We start from the raw sequence: 22,860 nt of genomic DNA on the forward strand, positions 1-22,860 counted from the left end.
GTGACAGTACCGGGGCGCTTCCGATACGGTGTATTGCGCCAATACAGTGTATCGAGGGGATGTCATCATGCGAATCGTCATTGCCGGGGGCGGGCTCGGCGGGCTCACCTGCGCGCGGGTGCTGCACGCGCACGGCGTCGACGCCGTGGTCTGCGAACGCGACGCCAGCCGGGACGCGCGGGTCCAGGGCGGCACGCTGGACCTCACGGTCAGCGAAGGCCAGTGGGCGCTGCGCGAGGCCGGCCTGGAAGCCGGTTACCGCGAGATCGCCCGCCCGGAGGGCCAGGACATGGTCCTCTACGACTCCGCGGGGACGCTGCTGCGGCAGGAAGTCGCCCCGGACGAGGGGCCGCAGCGCTGGGGCCGTCCCGAGGCCGACCGGCCGGCGCTGCGGAAACTGCTGCTCGACGCGCTCCCGGAGGAGACTGTCCGCTGGGGACGCGCGGTGACCCGCGCGGAGCCGCTCGGCGACGGACGGCACCGCGTGCACCTGTCCGGCGGCGAAACCCTGGAGTGCGATTTCCTGATCGGCGCGGACGGCGGCCGGTCGAGGATCCGCCCGCTGCTCACCGACGCGGAACCGGCCTACTGCGGCGTGCACGGGGTGGGGCTGGTCATCCACGACGCGGACCGGGCGCACCCGGCGGCGTCGGCGCTCGTCGGGCGCGGCAGCTTCTCCGCGCTCGGGGATCATCAGACGATTTCCGCGCAGCGCAACGGGGACGGCACGATCCGGGTCAACCTGGCGCTGCGGTGCGCCGAGGACTGGCCCGAGACGTCGGGGATCCCGTTCGACGACCCGGATCGCGCCCGCGCCGCGCTGAAGGAGCGGTACGCCGGGTGGCCGGCGGAGTTCCTGGCGCTGGTGGACGCCGCGTCCGGGCCGGTGGAGGTGTATCCGCTGACCGCGTTGCCGATCGGCCTGCGGTGGGACCACACGCCGGGCGTGACGCTGATCGGGGACGCGGCGCACCTGATGTCGCCGTTCGCCGGGCAGGGCGCGAACCTCGCGATGCGCGACGGCGCCGAGCTTGCCCTGGCCCTCGCTCAGGGCGGCGAGGTGCGGAAGTTCGAGCTGGCGATGTTCGAACGCGCTGAACCGGCCGCGCGGATGTCGGCGGACAACCTGGAGCTGTTCCTGTCCGACGGCGCGGCGGAGAAAGTGCGGCACCTGTTCGCGAAGATGTCCGGCGAGGAGGACTGAGCCTCTCCAGGCGTCAGGCGGGTTCGCGCAGCCGGTAGTGCCGCGGACTGCGCCCGTACTCCCGTTTGAACGCGGCGCTCAGCGCGAACGGGCTGCGGTAGCCGACCTGCCGGGCGATCGCGGCGAGCGTCGCGTCGGGCTGCTGGCGCAGGAGATCGGCGGCGAGGGCGAGCCGCCAGGTGGCGAGGTAGGTCATCGGCGGCTCGCCGACCGCGTCGGTGAACCGCCTCGCGAGCGCGGCGCGGGAAACGCCGGTGGCGCTCGCGAGGCCGGCGACGGTCCACGGGTGCTCGGGCCGGTCCTGCAGCAGGCGCAGCGCGTGCCCGGCCACCGGGTCGCCGTGCGCGCGGTACCAGGCGGGCGCGGCCGGGCGGTCGAGCCATTCCCGCAGGACGCGGACGAGCAGCAGGTCCAGCACCCGGTCCAGGACGGCTTCCTGGCCGGGAACGTCGCGCTCGATTTCGTCGGCGAGCATCGCGACGAGCGGATCGGCGGCGGTTCCGGCGCGCGCGGTGACGACGCCCGGCACCGCGGCGAGCAACCGCCGCGAGACCTCGCCGACGGTCGGGTAGGTGCCGGTGAGCAGCACGGTCGGCCCGTCGGCGTCGGCTCCCCAGGTGCGGACGCCGAACTCGGTCATGTCAGTGAGATGCCCGCCGTCCGGCGTGATGCACTCCTGCCCCGGCCGGATGAGGGCCTGCGGCGGGGTCCCCGGATCGTCGGCGACGAGGTACGGCTCGGGCCCCCGGATCACGGCCACGTCTCCGGGGCCGAGCCGGACGGCGTCGGCTTTGTCGGGCACGAGCCAGGCATCGCCGCGGACGACGGCGAGCACGGTCAGCGGCGCCTCGTCCTCGATCCGCAACGCCCACGGCGGCCGCAGCACGGACCGGAGCAGGAACGCGCCGTGCGCGCGGGGTCCTTCGAGCAACGCGGTGAGCGGGTCCACGGGGCCGAGAGTAGCGCTGCGGCAACGAAAGTCTCCGCCGTTTTCGTGTCGAAGGAGCCCGCACTGCCGTGCGCGGCAAAGGAAATCCGGCATCTCGCAGCAGAGCCTCGGATCAGTCGCCGGTTCAGGCCGCGAGCATCACCTCGGTGATCTCTTCCGGCCGCGCTGCCCGGAAACGCGCTCGCGGCATCGCTCGGGATGACCAGCCGAGCGGTGTTCGAGGCGCTTCCCTGCGCTCGTGAGGCTCTGCCGTTCAGTTGCTGTTCTCCGTGTAGAGCTTGATTAAGCCCTCGACCGCGTCTTCGCCGAGGTTGTCGTGGAGTTCCGCGCCGATGGAGCCGAACTCCACGCTGCGGGGGAACATGGCTTCCTCGTACTGGGTGAGGGCGGTCTCGATGTCGCCGGGATGTGCGGCGATGGCCTTGCCGAGTTCGGCCCCGTCGTACATGGCGCTGTTGGCTCCTTCGCCGTTCGGCGTCAGGAGGTGGGCGGCGTCGCCGAGCAGGGTCACTCCGGGCACCCGTTCCCATTTGTGCCCGAGCGGCAGGGCGAAGATGGGACGCAGAACCGGTGGGACGTCGCCATCGGTGATCAGTGCGGTGAGTTCGGGCGCCCACCCGTCGAACTCCTTCGCGATCCGTGCGGCCGCGGCCGTGCTGTCGGCGAAGTCGATGGCGTCGAACCATTCCCGCGGCTCGCGGAGCACGACGTAGGTGTGGATGGTCTGGCCCTTTTCCCGGTGGGCCTGGATTCCTTTGCCGCCCGTCGCGGGTGCGGCCATGGAGCCGCTGCCGACAGCTTGCGCGGTAGCCGGGTGTCGAGCGTCGACGTCGAACAGGTAGGTCTCGACGTAGGACATGCCGGTGTACTGGGGTGTGGCGTCGGAGAGCAACGGCCGCACCCGCGACCATGCGCCGTCTGCTCCGACGAGCAGGCTCGTGGTGATGGTGGCGCCATCTGCGAAGGTCACCTCGTGGCGGCCCTCGCCCAGGGAACGGGCGCTGACGGCCTTGCGACCCCACCGCACGGCGCCGGCGGGGAGCGAGTCGAGCAGGATCCGGCGCAGGTCGCCGCGCTGCACTTCGGGTCGTCCGCCGTGGCCGTCGTCGGCCTTGTCGAGCAGGACGGTCCCGTCGGGGGCGAGGATCCGCATGGCCTGGCGGCCTTCGAGGATGACGCCGCGGAACTCGTCCGTCAGGCCGGCCGCCTCGATGGCGAGCTGCCCGTTGTAGTCGTGGATGTCGAGCATCCCGCCCTGCGCGCGGGCCGTCGGCGCGGGCTCGGCTTCATAGACCGTGGCCGGGATTCCGTTGATGTGCAAGACGCGGGCGAGCGTGAGGCCGCCCAGGCCGGCGCCGATGATGGTGACGTGAGGGGTGTTCATGATGGTCCTTTCCCGGACAGGGTCGGGCGCACGTCCGCGCGGCGCGGACGTGGGATGGAAAGCGCGGCGGGTCAGGACGGGCTCGGCCGCGGCAGCTCCGCGGCGATTTTCGCGAGCAGGGCCTGCAGAGCGGCCCGTTCCGGCTGGTCCAGCGGGGCCAGGATCGTCTCCTCGACGGCGGTCATCGCGGTGTCGAACCCGGCGATCAGGTCGCTTCCCGCCGGTGTCGCGTAGACGCGTTTGCTGCGCTCGTTGCCGGGCTCCGTGCGCCGCTCGACGAGACCGCGGCGCTCGAGCCCCCGCAGGAGGCTGGAGACGCTCGCCGCGCTGGTGCGGCTCATCTGGGCGAGGTCGCGCTGGATCGCACCGGGGTTCGCGACCAGGTAGACGAGCGCGGCGCTCTGCTCGTGACTGAGCCCGCGCTCCCGGATCCAGTCCTCGCCGGTTTTCCGCTGCGCCCAGACGATCCAGCGCATCAGGTCGAGGCTGCTGGTGGGCCCCGTTCCCTGCGTATCCATGCTTCGCCCGCTCAGCTGGACGAGACGATGTGCACCGGCGTCCGGACGCCCCATTCCTCAGCGCCGTCGGCGACGAGGTCGGCGATCCGCTGGTGCCCTTCATCGAGCCGCCCCTCCTGGAAAGCCGGGCTCGAGTAGTGGCGGTCGAACGACGCGTCGTCGCGATAGAACTCGAAGGCCCACATGAGGTCGGGGTCTTCGTCCGAGCGGGCAAGGACCCAGTCGACCGGGCCGTCCGGGTCACCGTTGAAGTGGAGATCGCGGCAGGCCTCGAACAGTTCGTCCCCCCTTCCGGGCTTCGCCTTGACCTTCAGCACCATTCCCGGCTGGTTCGCATGCATGTCGCACTCCTTCGACGAGATTCCGGCGGGCCGCTCCCGCGTGCTCGCTCTGAACACTTAGAACTCTAACTGTTAGGACTCTTAGGGTCAAGTGTGACGCCGCGCGCAGGTGTTCGCGCCTTCCCTGTGGCGGGACCAGCGCCACCGGCCGGGTCGTGAAGGTGCGGCGAGATCAAAGCCGACGCCCCGCATTGCCGCGTCGTCCTTGCCGTCTACGAGATGAACCGTTCGCGTTCTTCGCCGCGATAGCCGAAAACCGACCGCGAGCACATCCGCGGCTCCACCCTCGAATGCCCGAACGCCGCCGCCCGCAAGGGAAACCACGGCTGACGGCCCCCGGCGATCACCGGGGACATGCTGCGCCAGGGCGAACGGCAAGCCCGTGGAGGAGATCCGGCCGGAGCTGATCATCCTCACCGGCGCGCGCAAGGGAAGAATCCGGGCCTGGCCGCCATCTGCGGCGCGCTCGCCGACCATCAGAAGGCCCGAACTTGTCCCGCCGCCGTCGAGGCGGCCCAGGCCGAGTTCACCGCCCAGCAGGCCTGCACCTGACGTACCGCTGACCAGGAGGACAGCCATTGCTTGCGGCTCCCGGCGGCGTCCTTGCCGGGTGGATGATCGAGCAGCGGCGAACCCGGTCGGACGTGCAGGCCAGGTTCGCCGTCACCGCGTCGGCGCGGGGATCGTGCAGGCTGCGCACCGTCACCCCCTCCAGCAGCGGCGTCAGCGCCTCGGCTGCGATGCCCGCACTCTCGGTCACGGCGCAGACCCGAGACGGGCGAACCAGCCCGCGGGGGACAAGTCACCGACTCTTGCGTCAGCCCAAGATCAACTCATCGCCGGTTTTCGCTGATGGTGGCCGGCCCCTAGGCCAGGGTTTTCGGGTCGAGGGTGGTGGACGTGCCCGCGTCGTCCAGGTCGTGGCGCCCGACGTGCCGTCCGCAGGACCAGTGGCGCGGCCGCGAGACGATGACGCATGGTTCCGAGCGGATGAGCGATGGATCGTCTCGCGGTTCGCGGGTTGACTGGTGCGTTGGGGGACCAGGACGGAAGGCAAGGCGATGGTGATCGTTTCCAAGGCGGTTCTCGTGGCGGCGGTGCTCGCGGCGGGCCTGATCGCGGGGCTGTTCTACGCGTACACGGTGTCGGTGATGCCGGGGCTCGCGCACGCCGACGACCACACGTTCGTGACCGCGATGCGCCGGATCAACGACGCCATCCTCAACGGCTGGTTCATGCTGTCGTTCCTGGGCGCGCCGCTGCTCGCGGCCGCGGCCGCGGTCCTGCACTTCACGAGCGGCGCGCACGGCGGGTTGCCGTGGCTTGTCGCGGGTGCCGTGCTTCTGGTGGCGACGGTGGTCGTGACCGGTGCGGTCAATGTGCCGATGAACAACGCCCTCACCGCGGACACGGTCGACTTCGCCGTGCTGCGGGCGCGGTTCGAGGAGCCGTGGGTGCGGTGGAACCTGGTGCGGACGGTGTTGTCGGCGGCCGGCTTCGGGTGTCTCGTCGGTGCGGTGGTGGCCCGGGGCGCGTGACCCCGGGCCACCGGAGGGTCAGTCCGCGAGCCGGAAGCAGAGGTCGGTGTCCCAGTTGTTCGCGTCCAGTTCCACGCGCGGGTCGGTGCGGTAGATCTCGAGCCGCGCGGCCCAGTGCTCGCCGTCGGCCTCGACGGTGCGGTCCCAGCGCACGTTCTCCTTCTCGCCCCAGGCGAGCAGGTCGGCGGTGGCCGCGAAGAGGCCGCCGGGCGCGCCGTGGTGGGTGGCCTGGGCGTATTTCCCGGCGGGGAGGGCGTCGACGAAGTACTCGTCGCCGAGGTCGACCGGCTCGGCGACGGGCACTCCGGCTTCGACGGTGACGGTCTGCATGTCCGTGCCGAGCACGAGGTAGCGCAGGAACGGGGCGCAGGCGGGCGCCAGGCCGCGTTCGGCGAGTTCGCCGACGATCGCGGCGATCCGGTGCGCGACGTCGGCCATGCCGTCGTGGCGGACGGTCGCGCGGTAGCCGACGTAGCGCTGTTCGTTTCTGTCCACAATGGAGGGCAAGAGGGATTCCTTCCGGTTCCGGGGGGCGGGAGTCAGCCGAGGAGCGGGCGGACTTCGATGGTGCCGTAGGTGGCGGCCGGATGCCGGGACGCGTGTCCGACCGCCTCGTCGAGGTCGGCGCATTCGAGCACGGCGTAGCCGCCGATCTGGTCTTTGGTCTCGGCGAACGGCCCGTCGGTGAGCAGGACCTCGCCGTCGCGCACGCGCACCGTGGTGGCCGTCGCGGGCGGGTGCAGGCCTCCGCCGCCGACGAGGACGCCGCGTTCCGCGAGGTCCTCGGACCAGCCGCCGCAGCCCATCGCGAGCTGTTCGGGGGTCGGCTCCTGCGAGCCGGCGATCATCAGCAGGTAGCGCATCACTTCTCCTCGTCGAGGATTTCGGCGAGGCGCGCGGCGAACGCCTCGGGTTCGGCGGCGAAACCGCCGTGGTCGCCGGGGAACTTGACCGGATCGCCGCCGAGTGCGCCGGCCAGCCCGACCCCGGCCTCGTACGCCGGGGTCCCGGCCGCGCCGCCCACCGCGACGACGATCCGCGTGTCCGCGGCGGCGAGCGCTTCGAGGTCGGGTTCCCAGGCTCCGATGGCGCCCATCAGCTTGCCGAAGAACACCTCGAAGTTGCCGAGCATCCGCTTGCCCTGCTCGACGTCCTCGGCGGTGGGGTGCTCCGGCGGCGGCGGGGGCTGGAGCCCGCTGGCGGCCATGAACGCCCCGAGCGCCGCGTCGACGCCCTGGTCCCGGTAGATCGCCGGGATGTCCGGGAAATCGGCGAGCAGCTCGCCGAGATAGCGGCTGACCGGCGGTTCGTGCGCGACGAGCGTCCGCACCGCGCCCGGATACCGGACGGTGTGCTCGAGCATGGTGATCGCGCCGCCGCTGTTGGCCAGCACGGAGACCGGTCCGGCGTCCAGCTCGGCCAGCAGCCGCTGGACGTCCTCGGCGTGCTGGCCGACCAGGTCGTCGTCGAGTTCGGCGGGCCGGCTCCGCGAGAGTCCGCGCGGGTCGAAGGTGACGACGGTGTAGCGGTCGGCAAGGAACGGGCGCAGCGCGGCGAACGCGGTGGCGTCCGCGGGCCCGCCGGGCACCAGGAGCAGCAGCGGGCCGGAACCCGCGACGTCGTAGTGGATCTCCGCGCCGGGCGCGCGGAGGATTTCAGTGATCACGGCTGTCCTTCCGGGGTCGGTTCGCCCTCCCGACGAACGGCCGGGGCGGAGACCGACACCTCCGGCGAAGAAATTTCCGAAAGCCGTCTCCGCAGGTAGCCGCGCTCGGCTCCGGTGCGGGCCAAGGCGAGCGCTTCGGCGTAGGCGGCCCGCGCTTCTTCGGTGCGGCCGAGCCGGCGGAGGAAGTCCGCGCGGGTGGCGGGGAACAGGTGATAGCCCGCCAGGTCGTCGGCCAGCCGCTCGGCGAGGGCGAGCCCGGCCGCCGGTCCGAAGGCCATCCCGACCGCGACCGCGCGGTTCAGCTCGACCACCGGCCCCGGCCGGAAGCGCGCCAGCTCGAGGTAGAGCGCGGCGATCTGCGCCCAGTCGGTGTCCTCGGCGCGCGCGGCGGTGGCGTGGCACGCGGCGATCGCGGCCTCCACCTGGTACGGCCCGGGACTGCGCCGCCGCAACGTGCTTTCCAGCAGCGCGGTGCCTTCGGCGATCGCCGCGGTGTCCCACCGGCTCCGGTCTTGTTCGTCGAGCGGGATCAACTTGCCGTCGGGGCCGTTTCGCGTGCTGCCGCAGGCGTGTTGCAGCAGGAGCAGCGCGAGCAGTCCGGCGGCCTCGGGTTCGTCCGGCAGCAGGGAATGCAGCAATCGGGCCAGCCGGATCGCTTCGGCGGCGAGGCCGGGGCGCTGCAGGTCGTCGCCTTCGCTGGCCGAGTAGCCCTCGTTGAACAACAGGTACAGCACGCCGAGCACCGCGGCGGTGCGCTCGGGCAGCAGAGGGGCGGGCGGCACCCGGTACGGGATCCCGGCGGCGCGGATCTTGCGTTTCACCCGGACGAGCCGCTGCGACATCGTCGATTCCGACACCAGGAACGCTCGGGCGATCTCCGCGGTGCTGAGCCCGACGAGCGTGCGCAGCGCGAGCGCGACCTGTGCTTCGAAGGCGAGCGCGGGATGGCAGCAGGTGAAAATGAGCCGCAGCCGGTCGTCCTCCACGCTGCCATCTCCACTGTGGACGGTGCCCGGTTCGTCCGGGACGGCCAGCAGCGCGGCTTCCCGGAGTTTGCCCGCTCCGACGGCCGCGCGCCGGAGCCGGTCGACGGCCCGGTTGCGAGCGGCGGTGGTGAGCCAGGCTCCGGGGCGTTCGGGCACGCCGTCGCGCGGCCAGGTGCGCACGGCGAGCGCGAACGCGTCCTGTGCGCATTCCTCGGCCAGGTCCCAGTCGCCGGTGACGCGGATGAGCGTGGCCACGACGGAGCCCCACTCGTCGCGGAACGCCTGCGCGATCGCCGCGTCGGGCTGCCCGGTCACTGCGCGCTCCCTCCCTCTCCGGGCCGGCGAACGGGTTCCGCCGGCACTCTTCGCACGGTAGACCGGGGTACCGACAATTTCGCGCGGTCAGGCTCCGGCGAGCCGGCCGATCCCGTCGAGGATGCGCTCGAGCCCGAACCGGAAATGGTGCTCGGGATCCGAAGATCCGCCGTAGGTCTGCCCCGCGGTGGTGCCGACCCGGCTCGCGCGCGGGAAGTGCACCGGATCCGCCGCCGGGATCTCGGCCAGCACCGGCGCGGAACGGTTCCACCAGTCGAGGTCGGTCATCCCGCTGCGCCGCGCGGCGCGGGTCGCGTCCACCGATCCGCGCGCCGCTCCGGCGACCAGTCCGTTGAGCAGGCTGACGATCGCGTCGAGCTGGACGTCGTCGAGGTCGAGTTCGTCCATCGCGGCCAGCTCGCGCTCGTATTTGGCGAAGGTGTGCGGACCCAGCGTCGGGCGGCCGACGCGGATCTCCAGCAGCCACGGATGCCGGTGGTAGAGCCGCCACAGGTCTTCGGCGACCGCGGCGAGCCCGGCCCGCCAGCCTTCCGGCAGCTCGCCGGGAAGCTCGCCGTGCGCGTGGTCGAGCATCAGCTCCAGCAGCTCGGCGCGGCCGGGCACGTAGGTGTAGAGCGTCATCGTGGCGACGCCCAGTTCGTCGGCAATCCGGCGCATGGTGACCGCGTCCAGCCCGTCCGCGTCCGCGATCCGGATCGCGGCGGACACCACGTGCTCGACCGACAGCTTCGGCCGCGGGCCGCGGCGCGGGGGGCCGGACACGCCCCAGAGCAGTTCGATGGTCCGCCGCGGATCGCCCGGTTCCTCGGTGTCCATTTCGCTCCTCGTACGCAGTACAGAGTTTTGCGGTAGACTATCCCGGACAGGCGGGCCAGGGGAGGGCGGAGCACTGAATTCAGCGGTGGTGGAGCCGGGCCGGGTCGTGTTCTGGCGACCGGACGGCGCGGAGCCGGACGGTCCCGGGCAGCCCGGCACGGTCGAGGTCGTGCTGCCGGACGGGGTGCGCACGGTGCCGGCGCTGCGGTTGCCCGCCGCGGACGCGGCGCCGGTGCTGCGGTCGATGGGGGCTTCGCCGGATCCGTCCGCGCGGTTCTGGGCGCTGGCCGCCGAAGCCGCGGAACGGCTCGCCGCGGCCGGGTGGACCGGGCCGCTCGATCCGGACGAGGAGGCGTGGCTGCGCCGCCTCGCCGACGCGATGCCCCCGCGCGCCCACGCGACGCCGATTCCGGGCGACCCGGCGCGGTTGCCGGAGCCGTATCCGCTGCTGCTGCGGTTCCTCGGCGACGTCGCCGGCGTGGAGCCCGCGCTGCGGGTGTCGCTGCGGATCGAGTCCGCCGACCTGGCGGGCGGCCGCTTCCGCGCGGTCGTCCAGGTGCATGGCGGGACCGAGCCGCTGGTCGACGCGGAAGAACTGTGGCGCACCGGAAGCCAGCAGGCGCGGCACGAGGTCCTGCTGACCCTGCGGCACGGGGCGGAGGTGTGGCCCGCGCTGGCTCCGCTGCTGTCCGCGGCGGTTCCGTCGTCGGTCGCGCTGGGAGACCGCGAAATCGCCGAGCTGCTCGCCGGGGCGCTCGACGCCGCGGAACTCGCGGTGCACTGGCCCGCGGAGCTGACCGGGCTGGCCGCGCGAGCGGTCGTGCGGCCGGGCGACGCGCCGTCCGACGCGCGGTCGTTCTTCGGCGGGGACCGGGTGCTGCAGTTCGACTGGCAGCTCGCGCTCGGCGGCAGCGAGCTGAGCGCGGCGGAACTCGACGCGCTCGCCGAGGCCCAGCGTCCGGTCGTGCGGCTGCGCGACCGGTGGGTGCTGCTGGACCGGAAAACCGCCGACCGCGCCCGGGATCGCACGCTCAAGCCGCTGACCGCGATCGAGGCGCTCGGCGTCGCGCTCACCGGCCGCACCGAGGTCGGCGGCGAGCAGGTCGAGGTCCGCACCGGCGGCTGGCTGGAGGAACTGCGCGAACGGCTGTCGGCCGATCCGGAGCCGGTGCCGCAGCCCGCCGGGCTGGCCGCGACCCTGCGCGACTACCAGCTGCGCGGTCTGCAGTGGCTCGACACCGTCACCGGCCTGGGTCTCGGCGGCTGTCTCGCCGACGACATGGGGCTCGGCAAAACCGTCACGCTCATCGCCCTGCACCTGCACCGCGCCGCCGGCCCGACCTTGGTCGTGTGCCCGGCTTCGCTGCTGGGCACGTGGGAAACGGAGATCCGCCGGTTCGCGCCCGGCGTGCCGGTGCGCCGGTTCCACGGCGCCGCGCGGTCGCTGGACGATCTCGGCGGCGGCTTCGTCCTGACCACCTACGGCACCTTGCGCACGGATCCCGCGCCGCTGGCCGGGGTGAACTGGGATCTGCTGGTCGCCGACGAGGCGCAGCACGTGAAGAACCACCGCTCCGACACGGCGAAAGCGTTGCGGCTGCTGCCTTCCGCGGCGAAGGTGGCGCTCACCGGCACGCCGGTGGAGAACACGCTCACCGAGCTGTGGGCGATCCTCGACTGGACGACGCCCGGACTGCTGGGCCCGCTCGCCGATTTCCGCAGGCGCTGGGGGAAGCCGGTCGAATCCGGGGCCGATCCGGCTGTCGCCGAGCAGCTGTCCCGGCTGCTGCGGCCGTTCCTGTTGCGCCGCCGCAAATCCGACCCGGGCATCGCGCCCGAGCTGCCCGCGAAAACCGAGACCGACCGGCCGGTGTCGCTCACCGCCGAGCAGGCCGCGCTCTACGAGGCGACCGTGCGCGAGCTGATGGCCGACATCTCCGCGAGCGACGGGATGGCCCGCCGCGGCCGCGTGGTCAAGCTGCTCACCGCGCTCAAGCAGATCTGCAACCATCCCGCGCAATTCCTCGGCGAGCCTGAGGACAGCGCGCTCGCCGGCCGGTCCGGGAAGCTGGAACTGCTCGACGAGCTGCTCGACACGATCCTCGCCGAGGACGGCGCGGTGCTGGTGTTCACCCAGTACGTGGTGATGGCGCGGCTGCTCGAACGGCACCTCGCCGCGCGCGGCGTCCCGGCGCAGCTGCTGCACGGCGGCACCCCGGTCGCCCGGCGCGAGGAACTCGTCCGCGGCTTCCAGAACGGCGACGTGCCGGTGTTCCTGTTGTCGCTCAAGGCCGCGGGCACCGGCCTCACCCTCACCCGCGCCGACCACGTCGTGCACTACGACCGGTGGTGGAACCCGGCGGTCGAGGACCAGGCGACCGACCGCGCGTACCGGATCGGGCAGACCCGGCCGGTGCAGGTCCACCGGCTGGTCGCGGAAGGCACGGTCGAGGACCGGATCGCCGTGATGCTGCGGGAGAAACGCGCGCTCGCCGAAGCGGTGCTCGCCTCCGGCGAGGCGGCGCTCACCGAACTGACCGACGCCGAGCTGGCCGAGCTCGTCACCCTCCGGAGGCAGCGATGACCGACCGGGTCCGCGGATTCCCCGCGTTCCCCGCCCGCACCGGCCGCGGTCCGTTCGCCCGGACCTGGTGGGGCCGCGCGTGGCTGCAGGCGATGGAGGACACCGCGCTCGACCTGCGGCAGCTGAAGAAAGGCCGCCGCTACGCCGCGGCGGGCCTGGTCGGCCCGATCACGGTCAGCCCCGGGCGCATCACCGCGACCACCGAGGACGCCGACGACGGCCCGTACCGCACCGGCGTGCACCTGGCCGAACTGTCCACAGCGGACTGGGAGCTGCTGCTCGACCGCGCCGCCGACCACTCCGGGCACCTCGCGGCGCTGCTCGACCGGCATCTGCCGCCGGAGCTGGCCGAGGTCGTCCCGCTGCTGCCCGGCATCGGCGACCTCGACCCGGACTGCGACTGCCCGGGCTGGGAACTCCCGTGCCGGCACGCCGCCGCGCTGTCGTTCCAGGTCGCGTGGCTGCTCGACGCCGATCCGTTCCTGCTGCTGCTCGCCCGCGGCCGGACCGAACAGGAAATCCTCGACGAACTCGGCCGCCGCACCGCCACCCGGGTCACCACGGGAGTGCTGGCCGCGGACGCGTACGCCAGGGAGGTGCCGCCGCTGCCGGATCTCGCGGAGTTCACGCCGCGGGTCCGCTGAACCGCGCTCGCGCACAGTCACCGCGGGCCCGGCGGCGGGCGGTCACCCGATCCGGTGGACTCGAATCCGGCGGCCGCGCGGTCTGACCAGCGGGATCGGCGATCCCGGCAGTTCCTTGGCGATCATGCTTTCAGCAGGATTTCATCGATTCTCCGTAGTTTCCCGAATGCGTTCAGTAACGTGCTGACCATTCGACGCGGAGGGGATCCGATGGGGAAGAAAGCCAGGAAGGCCGCGCTGATCGGCGCGGTCGTCGCCACGCTCGGCGCGGGATTCGCCAGCGCGGCGCCGGCGCATGCCGACGACGCGCACTACTACATCCTGATCGGCGGCACCTGCGACGGGAAGGCGTCGGTCTACCGTCCGGAGTGGCTGCGGGGCGGCATCGCGCGGGTCGTGGACTATCCGGCCGGAGCCGCCGGCGCGCCCAACTGCGACCAGACGCCGATGGACCAGAGCGTCGCGATCGGACACGACCGCGGCCGCCAGGTCGTCCAGGACGCCTACCGCGAGAACCCCGACGCCGAGTTCACCGTCGTCGGCTACTCCCAGGGCGCGATCGTGGCGAACCTGGTGCTGGACGACATCGCCGACGACCGGCTCGGCGTGGACAAGGCGAAGTTCAGCGCCAAACTGTTCGCCGACCCGATGCAGCCGCCCGGCCCGGCCGGGACCGGGATCAGCGCGACGCTCCCGCCGGGCGCCGGGCTGCCGTCGCCGTTCGGCGGATACGTGTCGTTCGGCGCGGGCCGCCCGGACTTCGCCGGCGTCCGGTCCATCCGCTACTGCATCCAGACCGACGGCATCTGCGATTTCGACCCGATCCAGGCGGCGGGCGGCTACCTCGCCCAGCACTGGTGCTACCAGTGGCCGCGGCCCACCGACCAGCGGTCGATCATGGGGGACACCATCGCCGACGGCGTGTACACCAACACGTCCGTGCGGCTGGGCAAACAGGACTGCTGGGGCGGCCCAGTGCACCCCTGACCGGCGTTGGGCGGTTTCCCGGCACCCCCAGCGGCCGGGAAACCGCCCAACCCGCTACGTCCTCATCGCTCGGCGCCGAACCAATGCAACAAAGTCATCTCCAGCTCCCGCTGATCTTCGCCCGTCCAGACCACGTGCCCGTCCGGTCGCAGCAGCGCGGCCGGCACGTCGAGGTCCTCGCTCACGTCCACGACGTGGTCGACCCGGTCCGCCCAGCCCCGCACCGACAGCTGCCCGCTCTGGTCCAGCAGCAGCCCGCGGCCCCGGTGCATCAGCTCGTACAGCCGTCCTCGTTTGAGCGCCAGGTCCGGCATCCGGCGTCCGAGCAACCGATGCCCGTCGCCGAAGTCGTAGCGGATGTCGAGCGCGAGGACCTTCTCCAGCAGCAGCTTGTTGACCTCGTCGAACGCCATCAGCTCGGTCAGCAGCCGCCGCATCGCGCGCCCGTCCGGGTCCGGCGACATCACCACGGCCTGCGCGCGGACGTTGTCCAGCACGGCGTCCGCGACCGGGTGCCGCTCGGCCTCGTAGGTGTCCAGCAGCCCCTCCGGGGCCCAGCCGTTGACCTCGGCGGCGAGCTTCCAGCCGAGGTTGAACGCGTCCTGGATCCCGAGGTTGAGCCCCTGCCCGCCCAGCGGCGGGTGGACGTGCGCCGCGTCGCCGGCCAGCAGCACCCGGCCGACGCGGTAGTGCTCCGCCTGGCGGGTGGCGTCGCCGAACCGCGAGAGCCAGCGAGGGGAGTGCACGCCGAAGTCCGTTCCGGCGTACTCGCGCAGCTGCTGTTTGACCTCCTCCAGCGTCGGCGTCCGCGCGTCCCGGTCCTCGACCACCCCGGCCGCGGGCACGACCACGCGGAACATCCCGTCGCGCAGCGGCCCGACGCCGAACCACAGCTGCGTTTTGCGGATTTCCATCACGAGCGCGGAGATTTCGGCGGGATCCGCGGTCGCCTCCATTTCGCCCAGCAGCACCTCGCGGCGCGCGGGCTCGCCGGGGAACGCGACGCCGAGCGCCTTGCGGACCGTGCTCCGCCCGCCGTCGCAGCCGACCACGTAGCGCGCCCGCAGTTCGCTTCCGTCGGCCAGCGAGACATTGACCCCGTCGCCGTCCTGGCTCAACCCGACGACCTCGCATCCGCGCCGGATCTCCGCGCCCGCTTTGACCGCGTGCTCGGCCAGCAGCCGGTCGGTGATGGGCTGCGGGAGCCCCAGCACGTACGGATGCGAGGTGTCCAGGCGCTCCGGCGCGGGCCGCGCGATTCCGGCGAAGAAACCGCCGACCGGATGCGTCGACCCCTCGGCGAGGAACGGCTCCAGCATCCCCCGCTGGTCGAGGACTTCCATGCTGCGCGAGTGCATCCCCAGCGCGCGCACGTACTTCGGCGGTTCCTCCTCCTTTTCCAGCACGACCACGCGCACCCCGTGCAGCCGCAGCTCCGCGGCCAGCATGACGCCCGCCGGCCCGGCCCCCACCACGATCACGTCCACCATGAACTTTTCGTCCCCTGTACCGAAGCCGCGGCCGCCCGCGGTATTTCCGCAGGCAGTGGCTCCGGCGGACGATTGTGGAGCACCACCCGGGCCTTGCCGCAAGCCCCGGGGTGCGCTATATATTGAAATGGGCAGGGAGAACACCCTGCCCATTTCTGTGCCCGGGGCCTGTCCTCAGCCCTCCTTGCGGGCCATCAGGTACGCCTGCTGCGTCGCTTCGTAGCTCGGTCCCGGCTCGCGCACCAGCCGCGCGTCCACCACGAATCCGGCATCGGTGAGCAGCTGCGCGACGAAATCCGGGTCCAGCCGGTACGCGTCGGCGGCGATGTCGTGGCCGTAGGCGTTTTCGATGCGGCGGCGCTGGTTGTCGCCCACCTGGAACGCGGTCAGCAGCCAGCCGCCGGGGCGCAGCACCCGGGCGAGTTCCTTGGCCAGCACCGGAAGCTCCTCCGGCGGCGTGTGGATCAGCGAGTACCAGGCGAGCGCGCCGGCGAGCGATCCGTCGGCGAGGTCCAGAGCGGCCAGCGACCCGACTTCGAAGCGCAGGCGCGGATGCGTCCGGCGGGCGACCTCGACCATGGCGGGGGACAGGTCGACGCCGAACACGTCCAGCCCCAGCGAGGCGAGATGCCCGGTCAGCCGTCCCGGGCCGCAGCCCAGGTCGCCGACCGGCCCTTCGCCCACGAGTTCGGCGAAGGCGGTGAGCACCGCGCGGTCCCAGGTGGCGTCCTGAAGGAAGTCCTTCAGCAGCTCGGCGTAATTCTCGGCGACGGTGTCGTACGCGGTCCGCGTCTCGGTTACGTAAACAGGTTCGGTCACGGGCAGGGACAGTAGCCCGCGCCGCCGCGCGTTGTCCGGAGAAACGCGCGGACTAGACGCGGGCGCGGGCGATGATCGCGGAAGTGTCGGTTCCAGCGGGCAAAGTGCCGAAAGCCAGGCCCCAGTGGCCGCCGAACCGCGTGCCGCAGAACGCGTCCGCCACCGCGCGCGGGGCGTGCCGCACGAGCAGCGAACCCTGCAGCACCAACGCCATCGACTCGACGACCCGCCGCGCCCTGAACTCCAGATCGTCCACATCGGACAGATCCTTCTTGAGCCGGTCGACCGCGTCGTCCAGCCGTGCGTCGCCGCCCGCGGCGAGTTCGACCTCGGCGAAGAACGCCGCCACCGACTCCGGCTGCCGGCCCATCGCGCGCAGCGCGTCGAGCGCGGCGACGTTGCCCGAGCCCTCCCAGATCGACATCAGCGGCGCTTCCCGGTACAGCCGCGGCATGCCCGATTCCTCGACGTACCCGTTGCCGCCGAAGCACTCCAGCGCCTCGGCGGCGTGCATCGGCGCGCGCTTGCACACCCAGTACTTGGTCACCGCGAGCCCGAGGCGGCGGAACGCCTGCTCCTGCTCGTCGCCGGGCCGGTCGCCCGCGGCAGCGAGCCGCATCGACGCCGCCACCGCCGCTTCCGCCTCGAGCACCAGGTCCGCCAGCACGTTCGCCATCAGCGGCTGGTCCACGAGCGCCTTGCCGAACGCGTGCCGGTGGGTCGCGTGGTGCACCGCGCGGACCGCGCCCAGCCGCATGCCCGAGGCGCTGCCGAGCGCGCAGTCGAGGCGGGTGTTGTTGACCATCTCGATGATCGTGCGGACCCCGCGGCCCTCCTCGCCGACGAGCCAGCCCACCGCGTCGTCGTACTCGATTTCCGACGACGCGTTCGACCGGTTGCCGAGCTTGTCCTTCAAGCGCTGCAACCGGATCGGGTTCCGGCTGCCGTCCGGGAGCACGCGGGGGAGCAGGAAGCAGGACAGCCCGCCGGGGGCCTGCGCGAGCGTGAGGAACACGTCCGACATCGGCGCGCTGGTGAACCACTTGTGCCCGACGAGCCGGTAGCTGCCGTCGCCCGCGGGCCGGGCCGCGGTGGTGTTGGCGCGGACGTCCGAACCGCCCTGCTTCTCGGTCATCGACATGCCCGCGATCAGCCCGCGTTTCGTGCCCGGCACGCGGAGCCCGAAGTCGTATTCGGTCGAGGCCAGCAGCGGTTCGTACTCCGCGGCCAGCTCCGGGTTCGCCCGCAGCGCCGGAACCGCCGCGTACGTCATGGAAATCGGGCAGGTGTGCCCGGCCTCGGATTGGCTCCAGACATAGAACTTCGCCGCTCGCGCCGCGTGCGCGCCCCGCCGCTCGTCCCGCCAGGGCGCGGCCTGCAGCCCGTGCGACACCGCGACGTTCATCAGGTCGTGCCAGTGCGGGTGGAACTCGACCTCGTCGATCCGGTGCCCGTACCGGTCGTGCGTGCGCAGCACCGGCTCGTTCTCGTTGACCAGCCGGCTCCACTCCTGCACCTGCCCGCTGCCGGCCAGCCGCCCCAGCTCGTGCAGCTCGTCGACGACCCACGCCGCCTCGGTGCGCCCGACCGCCTCGGCCAGCGCCGGATCGGCCGCGGTGTCGTGCTCCAGCGGCGGGACCTGATTGACGACCTCATGGGTTGCGGGCATCCGAACCTCCCAGTGACCGCACGACGAACGTGCTCAACTCGCTGACCTCCGCCGACCCGCCGCTGGTCAGCGGGCCGATCAAGACTTCCGCGGCGGCGCCGACGAGCGCCGCCGCGCTGACCGCCGCGTCCTGCGCGGGCAACGCCCCGGTCCGCACGCCTTCGCCGACGTGCTCGGCCACGACGTCGCGGAACACCCGCCGGAACTCGAGCCGCTCGGCGTCGATCACCGCGTCCACCGGCTCGGCCAGCAGGGCATACGCCAGCCGCGGGGCCTTCAGCGCGCGCATCGCGAAGGTCTCGAACACCGCCACGACCCGCGCCACCGGATCGGCCGGGCCGGCCGCGGCCGAGCGCACCGCCTCGACCTCGCGCGACACGACCTGCCGGAAGACGCGCACGACGAGATCGGCCTTGGTGGGGAAGTGCCGGTAGACCGTGCCGACCGCGACGCCCGCCCGCTCGGCGACGGCGGCCACCGAACAGCCGGCGTACCCGTGCTCGGCCAGCTGCCGCACGGTGGCGTCCAGGATCGTCTCCCGGAGCGCGTCGAGCCGCTCCTGGACTTTGGGCGTTCTGCGGTAGGCCACGGGAAGAAGTGAACCACCGATTCACAACTTGCGTCAACGGGACCGGCCTGCCGCGCGCAGCCGGCTCGCCGCCCGCCCTCTTTTGCATGCGCATTAATTGTATAGCCATAAAAGTGTTTCCGGCGGCGATTCCTCGATAACGCATCGCAGCGAATAGGAATCCCCGGGTAACCGGTCTTTAGCCGGAGCGCGGCGGTGCGGGCCCGCTCCCGCGGCCGCGCGAGCTGCGGAGCCAGGCCCCGGGAGCCGGATCGACGACGAGTTCGGCAGCTCCGGCCGCCCGCCGGTCCGATCCCGTTGGCCGGACGCCGCATCTCCGCCGATCTGCGCGGCCGGCCGGAAAAAGACGATCAGACTCTCGGCGTCGGCCTTCTGCCCGCGCCGTTCCGGCCAACGGGGGCAGCGGCGGTGAGCCCGTTGGCGGAACAGTTCTGCGCCATAATCGCGTTTTCGCAGATAGCGGGCGCGCCCGCGGCGGAACTCGCCCGCGGAACACACTCGGGGAACAATGGGAAATTGCGCCCTGGAATTTGGGAAATTTGGGTCCGGTCGCTTGCCTCCGGCCGTTCCTCGACGCTACTGTCAACTACCGGGAGGCGCTGCCGACAGGGGTGCGCTCAGAGGGGCTGGGGGGCTTCAACGGTGTGTGCGCCGTGACAATCACCGGGACGTGACGCGGCGCCCGTCCGCGAATCCTTGCTTTGCGGTGGTGTGCGAACAACTGTCCGCCGTGTCCTGGCGGCCGGTGTTCGAGCTATTTCTTCCGGTATCTGACCGCGGCCGCCCGGCGGCCGCAGAAAGAACGTGGGGAACTTCGGTGAACTCGTCGACCGTCGATCATTCGTTGCGCGATCTTTCCGATCTTAAAGAGCTGCGCGAGGCTTTTCAAGGAGAACTTCTTTCGCCCGGGGACGGCGCGTTCGACAAAGCCCGCCGGATCTGGAACGGAATGATCGACCGGAGGCCGGCGGTGATCGCGCGGTGCCGTTCCGCCTCCGACGTCAGCGCGGCCGTGCGCTATGCGCGCGGCGCCAGGCTCCCGCTGTCCGTGCGGTGCGGCGGGCACAATGTCGCGGGCACCTCCGTGGTCGAGGGCGGGGTGCTGATCGACCTGTCCCCGATGCGGCGGGTGCGGGTCGACGCCGAAAACCGGATCGCCGAGGCGGACGGCGGCTGCCTGCTGCGCGACGTCGACCTCGCCACCGCCGAACACGGCCTGGCCTGCCCCGCGGGGGTGTTCTCCTACACCGGCCTCAGCGGGCTCGCGCTGGGCGGCGGGTACGGCTGGCGGGCGCGCAAATGGGGCCTGACCTGCGATCACATCGTCTCGGCCGAGGTGGTGCTCGCCGATGGCTCGGTGGTCGAGGCATCGGCGGACCGGCACCAGGACCTGCTGTGGGCCCTGCGCGGCGGCGGCGGGAACTTCGGCATCGTCACGAAGTTCCGGCTGCGCCTGCGCCCGGTCGGGAGTTTCCTCGTGCGGACGGGCCTGTACGCGGGCGACGACGCCGCCGCGGCGCTGCGCGTTTACCGCGCATTCACCGAAACGCTTTCCGACGACTTCCACTTGCTCGGCGGGCTGCGCCACGCGAAACCCGCCGACCCGGTCCCGGACGGGCTGCGCGGCCGTCCGGTGCTGGAGTTCCTCTCCGTTTGCTCGGCCGACGAGGAAAAGAGCCGGGCCGAAGCGGACGCGCTCTTCGCCGCGCTGCCGCAGGCGCCGGTCACCGAGAAGGTGATGACGTACCTGGAACTGCAGACGATGGGCGACGAAGGCGCGCCGGACGGACGCCGGTACTACACCAAATCGGGATATGTCTCCGAATTGAGCGACGAGGCCGTCGACCGATTGGTCGCCGCGGCCGGGGCCAATCCGTCGGGCACCGGATCGATCGACATCGAATTCCTGCTCGGCGCGATCGCGCGCGGCAGCACGGACGATTCCGCCTTTCCGCAGCGCCAGGCCCCGTTCATGGTGAGCGCATACGGATCCTGGGACGATCCGGAACTCGACGGGCCGGGAATCGCGTGGGCCCGGCAGACCGTGGCCGATTTGCGGGAATGGGAATGCCCGGGCGGCTACGTGAACTACATTTCCCTCGAGGACAATCCGGCGGGCGCGGTCGAAACGTACGGCGCGGACATTTACGCCCGGCTGGTCCGGGTCAAACAGCAGTACGACCCGGAAAATCTTTTTCGCGGCACGCGCGCGGTCGCTCCGGCGGGCAACGGGAACGCGACGTGACCGGGTTGACCGAGGACGTGCTGGCGCTCGCGGAAACGCGGCCGCGGGCCGGGGCGTTGCGGTGGCGCGGCGCCGACGTCAGCTACGCCGAACTCGCCGGCCTCGTCCGGCAGGCGCAAGCCGAACTCGCGGCCCAGCCCGGCGAAGGCCCGGTCGCGGTCGTGGCCCCGAAATCGCCCGAGACGGTCGCGTTCGTGCTCGCCTGCGTGCTGGCCCGCCGCGCCGTGCTGCTGCCCTCGCCGGACCTCGGCCGGACAGCGCTGGCCGAACTGGTCGAGCGGGCAGGCTGCGAGCACGTGGCCGAAGGCGGCGCGTCCGGGATCGAGCTGCGCGCGACGGAAACGCCCGCCGCGCGCAGCGATGACGTCCGGTTCCTCCTCACGACCTCCGGGTCCACCGGAACGCCGAAGATCGTGCCGCTCGCCGAGGAGCCCACCGACCGGTTCATGCACTGGGCCGTCGAGCAGTTCGGGCTCGGCCCGGGCGTGGACGTGCTGAACTACGCGCCGCTGAACTTCGACCTGTGCCTGCTCGACGTCTGGGCGACCCTGCGGGCGGGCGGCCGGGCCACGCTGGTCGAGGCCGACCACGCGGTGAACCCGCGCCACCTGGTCGAACTGCTCCACGCCGAACCGCACGTGGTGCAGGCCGTGCCGATGTTCTTCCGGATCGTCGCGGACGCCGTGCGCTCGTCCGGCACGCAGTTCCCGAGCGTGCGGCACGTCGTGCTGACCGGGGACCACACCCCGCGCCCGCTGCGCGCCGAACTGCCGAAAATGTTCCCGAGCGCGCGGTTCCACAACGTCTACGGCTGCACGGAAACCAACGACAGCTTCCTCCACTCGTTCGACGGACACGAGGCCGACGCGCACGAAGTGCTGCCGCTGGGCAGGCCGCTGCCAGGAGTCCGGGCGCGGATCGTCGCCGACGACGGTACCGAGCTGACCGGCGCGGGCACCGGCGAACTGTCGGTGTCCACGCCGTTCCAGACCCGCGGCTACCTGGGGGAGGACAACGCGCGCTTCGTCACCGGGCCCGACGGCGTGCCGTACTTCCGGTCCGGCGACCTCGTCTCGCGCACCGAGGACGGCGTCCTGACGCTCGCCGGCCGCACCGATTTCCAGGTCAAGGTGCGCGGCGTGCGCGTCGGCCTCGAAGACGTCGAGCGCGTGATCGCCGAGCACCCGGAAACCGCCGAGGTCGGCGTCGTGGCGCTGCCGGATCCCCAAGCGGGGCAACGGCTGCACGCGGTCGTCCGGCGCCGCTCCGCACGCCTCACCGGACTGGGACTGCGGCAGCACTGCGCGCAGCGGCTCGTCCGGGCGGCGATCCCGTCGGTCATCCAGATCGTCGACACCGCGCTGCCGCTCACCTCGACCGGCAAGGTCGACCGGAAGCGGATCAGAAAAGAACTGCTGGCAGGGGAGTCATGACCACCACCGAAGCCGTCAAAGCGCACATCCTCGCGAAGTATCTGCCGGACACGCCGAGCGAAGAGCTGGAGACCTCCTACGACCTGCTCGACAACGGCGTCGTCGACAGCCTGGGCCTGCTCGCCCTCATCTCGTGGGTCGAGCAGCACTTCCAGATCCCGCTCGACGAGGTCGAGATCTCGCCGGACAACTTCCGGTCGGTCGACGCGATCCGCGAGTTCGTCGAGAGCACCGCCACCCGCAAGTAAACCCACCTCACCTCCTTGGGGGACCAGCATGATCGTCCGGAGAAAAGACGAGGTCAAGGTCGTCGAATGGGGCAACGGGACCAGCCACCGGTTTCTGCTCGAGACCGACGGCATGGGCTTCACCCTGTGCCACACGCTCGTGCGAGCGGGCACGAAGTCGCTGCTGCAGTACCGCAGGCACCTGGAGGCGTGCTACTGCATCGCCGGCCGCGGCTCGGTCATGACCAGCGACGGCGCCGTCACGCACGAGATCACGCCCGGCGTGATGTACGCGCTGGACGAGCACGACCCGCACTTCCTGATGGCCGCGCCGGACAGCGACCTCGTGCTGATCAGCGTCTTCAACCCGCCGCTGCACGGCGACGAACGCCACCAGCTCGACACCGACGAATTCTCCGAGTACTGAGGACCGAC

General features: G+C 71.9%; 23 protein-coding genes. 9 read left to right on the forward strand and 14 right to left on the reverse strand.

What is annotated here, in order from left to right:
* Window positions 1-67 precede the first annotated feature (67 nt).
* Entirely contained in the window at window positions 68-1,204 is a 1,137-nt protein-coding gene (locus F9C11_RS28130) for an FAD-dependent oxidoreductase (protein WP_409180365.1), read from the forward strand.
* A gap of 13 nt (window positions 1,205-1,217) precedes the next feature.
* Here the strand turns inward: F9C11_RS28130 and F9C11_RS28135 are convergent, their stop codons facing one another.
* The 5 genes from F9C11_RS28135 to F9C11_RS28155 all read right to left on the reverse strand — a co-directional run bounded on the left by F9C11_RS28135 (window position 1,218) and on the right by F9C11_RS28155 (window position 4,975).
* A complete protein-coding gene (locus F9C11_RS28135) occupies window positions 1,218-2,153 on the reverse strand; it encodes an AraC family transcriptional regulator (protein ID WP_409180366.1) in 936 nt (311 codons plus the stop codon).
* A 253-nt stretch (window positions 2,154-2,406) separates the two neighbouring features.
* Window positions 2,407-3,537 (reverse strand): FAD-dependent oxidoreductase, encoded by a 1,131-nt coding sequence (locus F9C11_RS28140; RefSeq protein ID WP_409180367.1) that lies wholly within the window; start codon window positions 3,535-3,537, stop codon window positions 2,407-2,409.
* Window positions 3,538-3,608: 71 nt separating this feature from the next.
* Window positions 3,609-4,013, reverse strand: a complete 405-nt coding sequence (locus tag F9C11_RS28145) for a MarR family winged helix-turn-helix transcriptional regulator (protein WP_409180368.1) — start codon at window positions 4,011-4,013, stop codon at window positions 3,609-3,611.
* Window positions 4,014-4,066: 53 nt separating this feature from the next.
* Window positions 4,067-4,396 (reverse strand): putative quinol monooxygenase, encoded by a 330-nt coding sequence (locus F9C11_RS28150; RefSeq protein WP_409180369.1) that lies wholly within the window; start codon window positions 4,394-4,396, stop codon window positions 4,067-4,069.
* Window positions 4,397-4,483: 87 nt separating this feature from the next.
* Window positions 4,484-4,975 carry a hypothetical protein gene (locus F9C11_RS28155; RefSeq protein WP_409180370.1) on the reverse strand — a complete coding sequence of 164 codons (492 nt, stop codon included), beginning with the start codon at window positions 4,973-4,975 and terminating at the stop codon, window positions 4,484-4,486.
* A 482-nt stretch (window positions 4,976-5,457) separates the two neighbouring features.
* Here F9C11_RS28155 and F9C11_RS28160 point away from each other — a divergent pair, with 482 nt between their 5' ends.
* A complete protein-coding gene (locus F9C11_RS28160) occupies window positions 5,458-5,934 on the forward strand; it encodes a DUF1772 domain-containing protein (protein ID WP_409180371.1) in 477 nt (158 codons plus the stop codon).
* Between the two features lie 18 nt (window positions 5,935-5,952).
* On the opposite strand, the gene F9C11_RS28165 is transcribed toward F9C11_RS28160, so the two are convergent.
* From F9C11_RS28165 to F9C11_RS28185, 5 genes are all read right to left on the reverse strand, one after another.
* Window positions 5,953-6,441: a GyrI-like domain-containing protein gene (locus tag F9C11_RS28165; RefSeq protein WP_409180372.1), complete on the reverse strand. Its 489-nt coding sequence runs from the start codon at window positions 6,439-6,441 to the stop codon at window positions 5,953-5,955.
* Window positions 6,442-6,473: 32 nt separating this feature from the next.
* On the reverse strand, window positions 6,474-6,797 hold the full coding sequence (locus F9C11_RS28170) for a YciI family protein (protein ID WP_409180373.1): 324 nt from the start codon (window positions 6,795-6,797) through the stop codon (window positions 6,474-6,476).
* Entirely contained in the window at window positions 6,797-7,600 is an 804-nt protein-coding gene (locus F9C11_RS28175) for an alpha/beta fold hydrolase (RefSeq protein ID WP_409180374.1), read from the reverse strand. Before F9C11_RS28175 ends, F9C11_RS28170 begins: the two co-directional genes overlap by 1 nt.
* Window positions 7,597-8,901: an RNA polymerase sigma factor gene (locus tag F9C11_RS28180; protein WP_409180375.1), complete on the reverse strand. Its 1,305-nt coding sequence runs from the start codon at window positions 8,899-8,901 to the stop codon at window positions 7,597-7,599. The genes F9C11_RS28175 and F9C11_RS28180 overlap by 4 nt, the downstream gene beginning before the upstream one ends.
* Before the next feature lie 87 nt (window positions 8,902-8,988).
* Window positions 8,989-9,738, reverse strand: coding sequence for a TetR/AcrR family transcriptional regulator (locus F9C11_RS28185; RefSeq protein WP_409180376.1), 750 nt, complete (start codon window positions 9,736-9,738; stop codon window positions 8,989-8,991).
* A 244-nt stretch (window positions 9,739-9,982) separates the two neighbouring features.
* On the opposite strand from F9C11_RS28185, the gene F9C11_RS28190 reads away from it, so the two are divergent.
* From F9C11_RS28190 to F9C11_RS28200, 3 genes are all read left to right on the forward strand, one after another.
* Window positions 9,983-12,322, forward strand: coding sequence for a DEAD/DEAH box helicase (locus F9C11_RS28190; protein WP_409186988.1), 2,340 nt, complete (start codon window positions 9,983-9,985; stop codon window positions 12,320-12,322).
* Complete coding sequence (locus F9C11_RS28195) at window positions 12,319-12,966, forward strand: SWIM zinc finger family protein (RefSeq protein ID WP_409180377.1); 648 nt, start codon at window positions 12,319-12,321, stop codon at window positions 12,964-12,966. Before F9C11_RS28190 ends, F9C11_RS28195 begins: the two co-directional genes overlap by 4 nt.
* Before the next feature lie 210 nt (window positions 12,967-13,176).
* Window positions 13,177-13,953 (forward strand): PE-PPE domain-containing protein, encoded by a 777-nt coding sequence (locus F9C11_RS28200; protein WP_409180378.1) that lies wholly within the window; start codon window positions 13,177-13,179, stop codon window positions 13,951-13,953.
* 62 nt (window positions 13,954-14,015) lie between these two features.
* Here F9C11_RS28200 and rox read toward each other — a convergent pair whose 3' ends face one another.
* From rox to F9C11_RS28220, 4 genes are all read right to left on the reverse strand, one after another.
* On the reverse strand, window positions 14,016-15,443 hold the full coding sequence (rox, locus tag F9C11_RS28205) for a rifampin monooxygenase (RefSeq protein WP_409180379.1): 1,428 nt from the start codon (window positions 15,441-15,443) through the stop codon (window positions 14,016-14,018).
* Window positions 15,444-15,617: 174 nt separating this feature from the next.
* Window positions 15,618-16,262 (reverse strand): class I SAM-dependent DNA methyltransferase, encoded by a 645-nt coding sequence (locus F9C11_RS28210; RefSeq protein WP_409180380.1) that lies wholly within the window; start codon window positions 16,260-16,262, stop codon window positions 15,618-15,620.
* A 52-nt stretch (window positions 16,263-16,314) separates the two neighbouring features.
* Complete coding sequence (locus tag F9C11_RS28215) at window positions 16,315-17,931, reverse strand: acyl-CoA dehydrogenase family protein (RefSeq protein ID WP_409180381.1); 1,617 nt, start codon at window positions 17,929-17,931, stop codon at window positions 16,315-16,317.
* The gene (locus F9C11_RS28220; RefSeq protein WP_409180382.1) at window positions 17,915-18,520 is read right to left on the reverse strand and encodes a TetR/AcrR family transcriptional regulator; all 606 of its coding nucleotides are present in this window, start codon (window positions 18,518-18,520) and stop codon (window positions 17,915-17,917) included. The genes F9C11_RS28215 and F9C11_RS28220 overlap by 17 nt, the downstream gene beginning before the upstream one ends.
* Before the next feature lie 817 nt (window positions 18,521-19,337).
* On the opposite strand from F9C11_RS28220, the gene F9C11_RS28225 reads away from it, so the two are divergent.
* From F9C11_RS28225 to F9C11_RS28240, 4 genes are read left to right on the forward strand one after another with little or no spacing between them, the layout of a single operon-like run.
* On the forward strand, window positions 19,338-20,765 hold the full coding sequence (locus F9C11_RS28225) for an FAD-binding oxidoreductase (protein ID WP_409180383.1): 1,428 nt from the start codon (window positions 19,338-19,340) through the stop codon (window positions 20,763-20,765).
* Entirely contained in the window at window positions 20,762-22,198 is a 1,437-nt protein-coding gene (locus F9C11_RS28230; protein WP_409180384.1) for an AMP-binding protein, read from the forward strand. The genes F9C11_RS28225 and F9C11_RS28230 overlap by 4 nt, the downstream gene beginning before the upstream one ends.
* Window positions 22,195-22,446, forward strand: coding sequence for a phosphopantetheine-binding protein (locus tag F9C11_RS28235; RefSeq protein ID WP_409180385.1), 252 nt, complete (start codon window positions 22,195-22,197; stop codon window positions 22,444-22,446). Before F9C11_RS28230 ends, F9C11_RS28235 begins: the two co-directional genes overlap by 4 nt.
* A gap of 28 nt (window positions 22,447-22,474) precedes the next feature.
* Window positions 22,475-22,852 (forward strand): ectoine synthase, encoded by a 378-nt coding sequence (locus F9C11_RS28240; RefSeq protein ID WP_409180386.1) that lies wholly within the window; start codon window positions 22,475-22,477, stop codon window positions 22,850-22,852.
* Window positions 22,853-22,860 lie beyond the last annotated feature (8 nt).

The organism is Amycolatopsis sp. VS8301801F10, assembly GCF_046195355.1.
Lineage (GTDB): Bacteria > Actinomycetota > Actinomycetes > Mycobacteriales > Pseudonocardiaceae > Amycolatopsis.

Coding starts and splice junctions, on each gene's coding strand:
- F9C11_RS28130 (WP_409180365.1), top strand. CDS start 68: ATGCGAATCGTCATTGCCGGGGGCGGGCTCGGCGGGCTCACCTGCGCG.
- F9C11_RS28140 (WP_409180367.1), bottom strand. CDS start 3,537: ATGAACACCCCTCACGTCACCATCATCGGCGCCGGCCTGGGCGGCCTC.
- F9C11_RS28145 (WP_409180368.1), bottom strand. CDS start 4,013: ATGCGCTGGATCGTCTGGGCGCAGCGGAAAACCGGCGAGGACTGGATC.
- F9C11_RS28150 (WP_409180369.1), bottom strand. CDS start 4,396: ATGCATGCGAACCAGCCGGGAATGGTGCTGAAGGTCAAGGCGAAGCCC.
- F9C11_RS28155 (WP_409180370.1), bottom strand. CDS start 4,975: ATGGCTGTCCTCCTGGTCAGCGGTACGTCAGGTGCAGGCCTGCTGGGC.
- F9C11_RS28160 (WP_409180371.1), top strand. CDS start 5,458: ATGGTGATCGTTTCCAAGGCGGTTCTCGTGGCGGCGGTGCTCGCGGCG.
- F9C11_RS28170 (WP_409180373.1), bottom strand. CDS start 6,797: ATGCGCTACCTGCTGATGATCGCCGGCTCGCAGGAGCCGACCCCCGAA.
- F9C11_RS28185 (WP_409180376.1), bottom strand. CDS start 9,738: ATGGACACCGAGGAACCGGGCGATCCGCGGCGGACCATCGAACTGCTC.
- F9C11_RS28190 (WP_409186988.1), top strand. CDS start 9,983: ATGGGGGCTTCGCCGGATCCGTCCGCGCGGTTCTGGGCGCTGGCCGCC.
- F9C11_RS28195 (WP_409180377.1), top strand. CDS start 12,319: ATGACCGACCGGGTCCGCGGATTCCCCGCGTTCCCCGCCCGCACCGGC.
- F9C11_RS28200 (WP_409180378.1), top strand. CDS start 13,177: ATGGGGAAGAAAGCCAGGAAGGCCGCGCTGATCGGCGCGGTCGTCGCC.
- rox (WP_409180379.1), bottom strand. CDS start 15,443: ATGGTGGACGTGATCGTGGTGGGGGCCGGGCCGGCGGGCGTCATGCTG.
- F9C11_RS28215 (WP_409180381.1), bottom strand. CDS start 17,931: ATGCCCGCAACCCATGAGGTCGTCAATCAGGTCCCGCCGCTGGAGCAC.
- F9C11_RS28235 (WP_409180385.1), top strand. CDS start 22,195: ATGACCACCACCGAAGCCGTCAAAGCGCACATCCTCGCGAAGTATCTG.
- F9C11_RS28240 (WP_409180386.1), top strand. CDS start 22,475: ATGATCGTCCGGAGAAAAGACGAGGTCAAGGTCGTCGAATGGGGCAAC.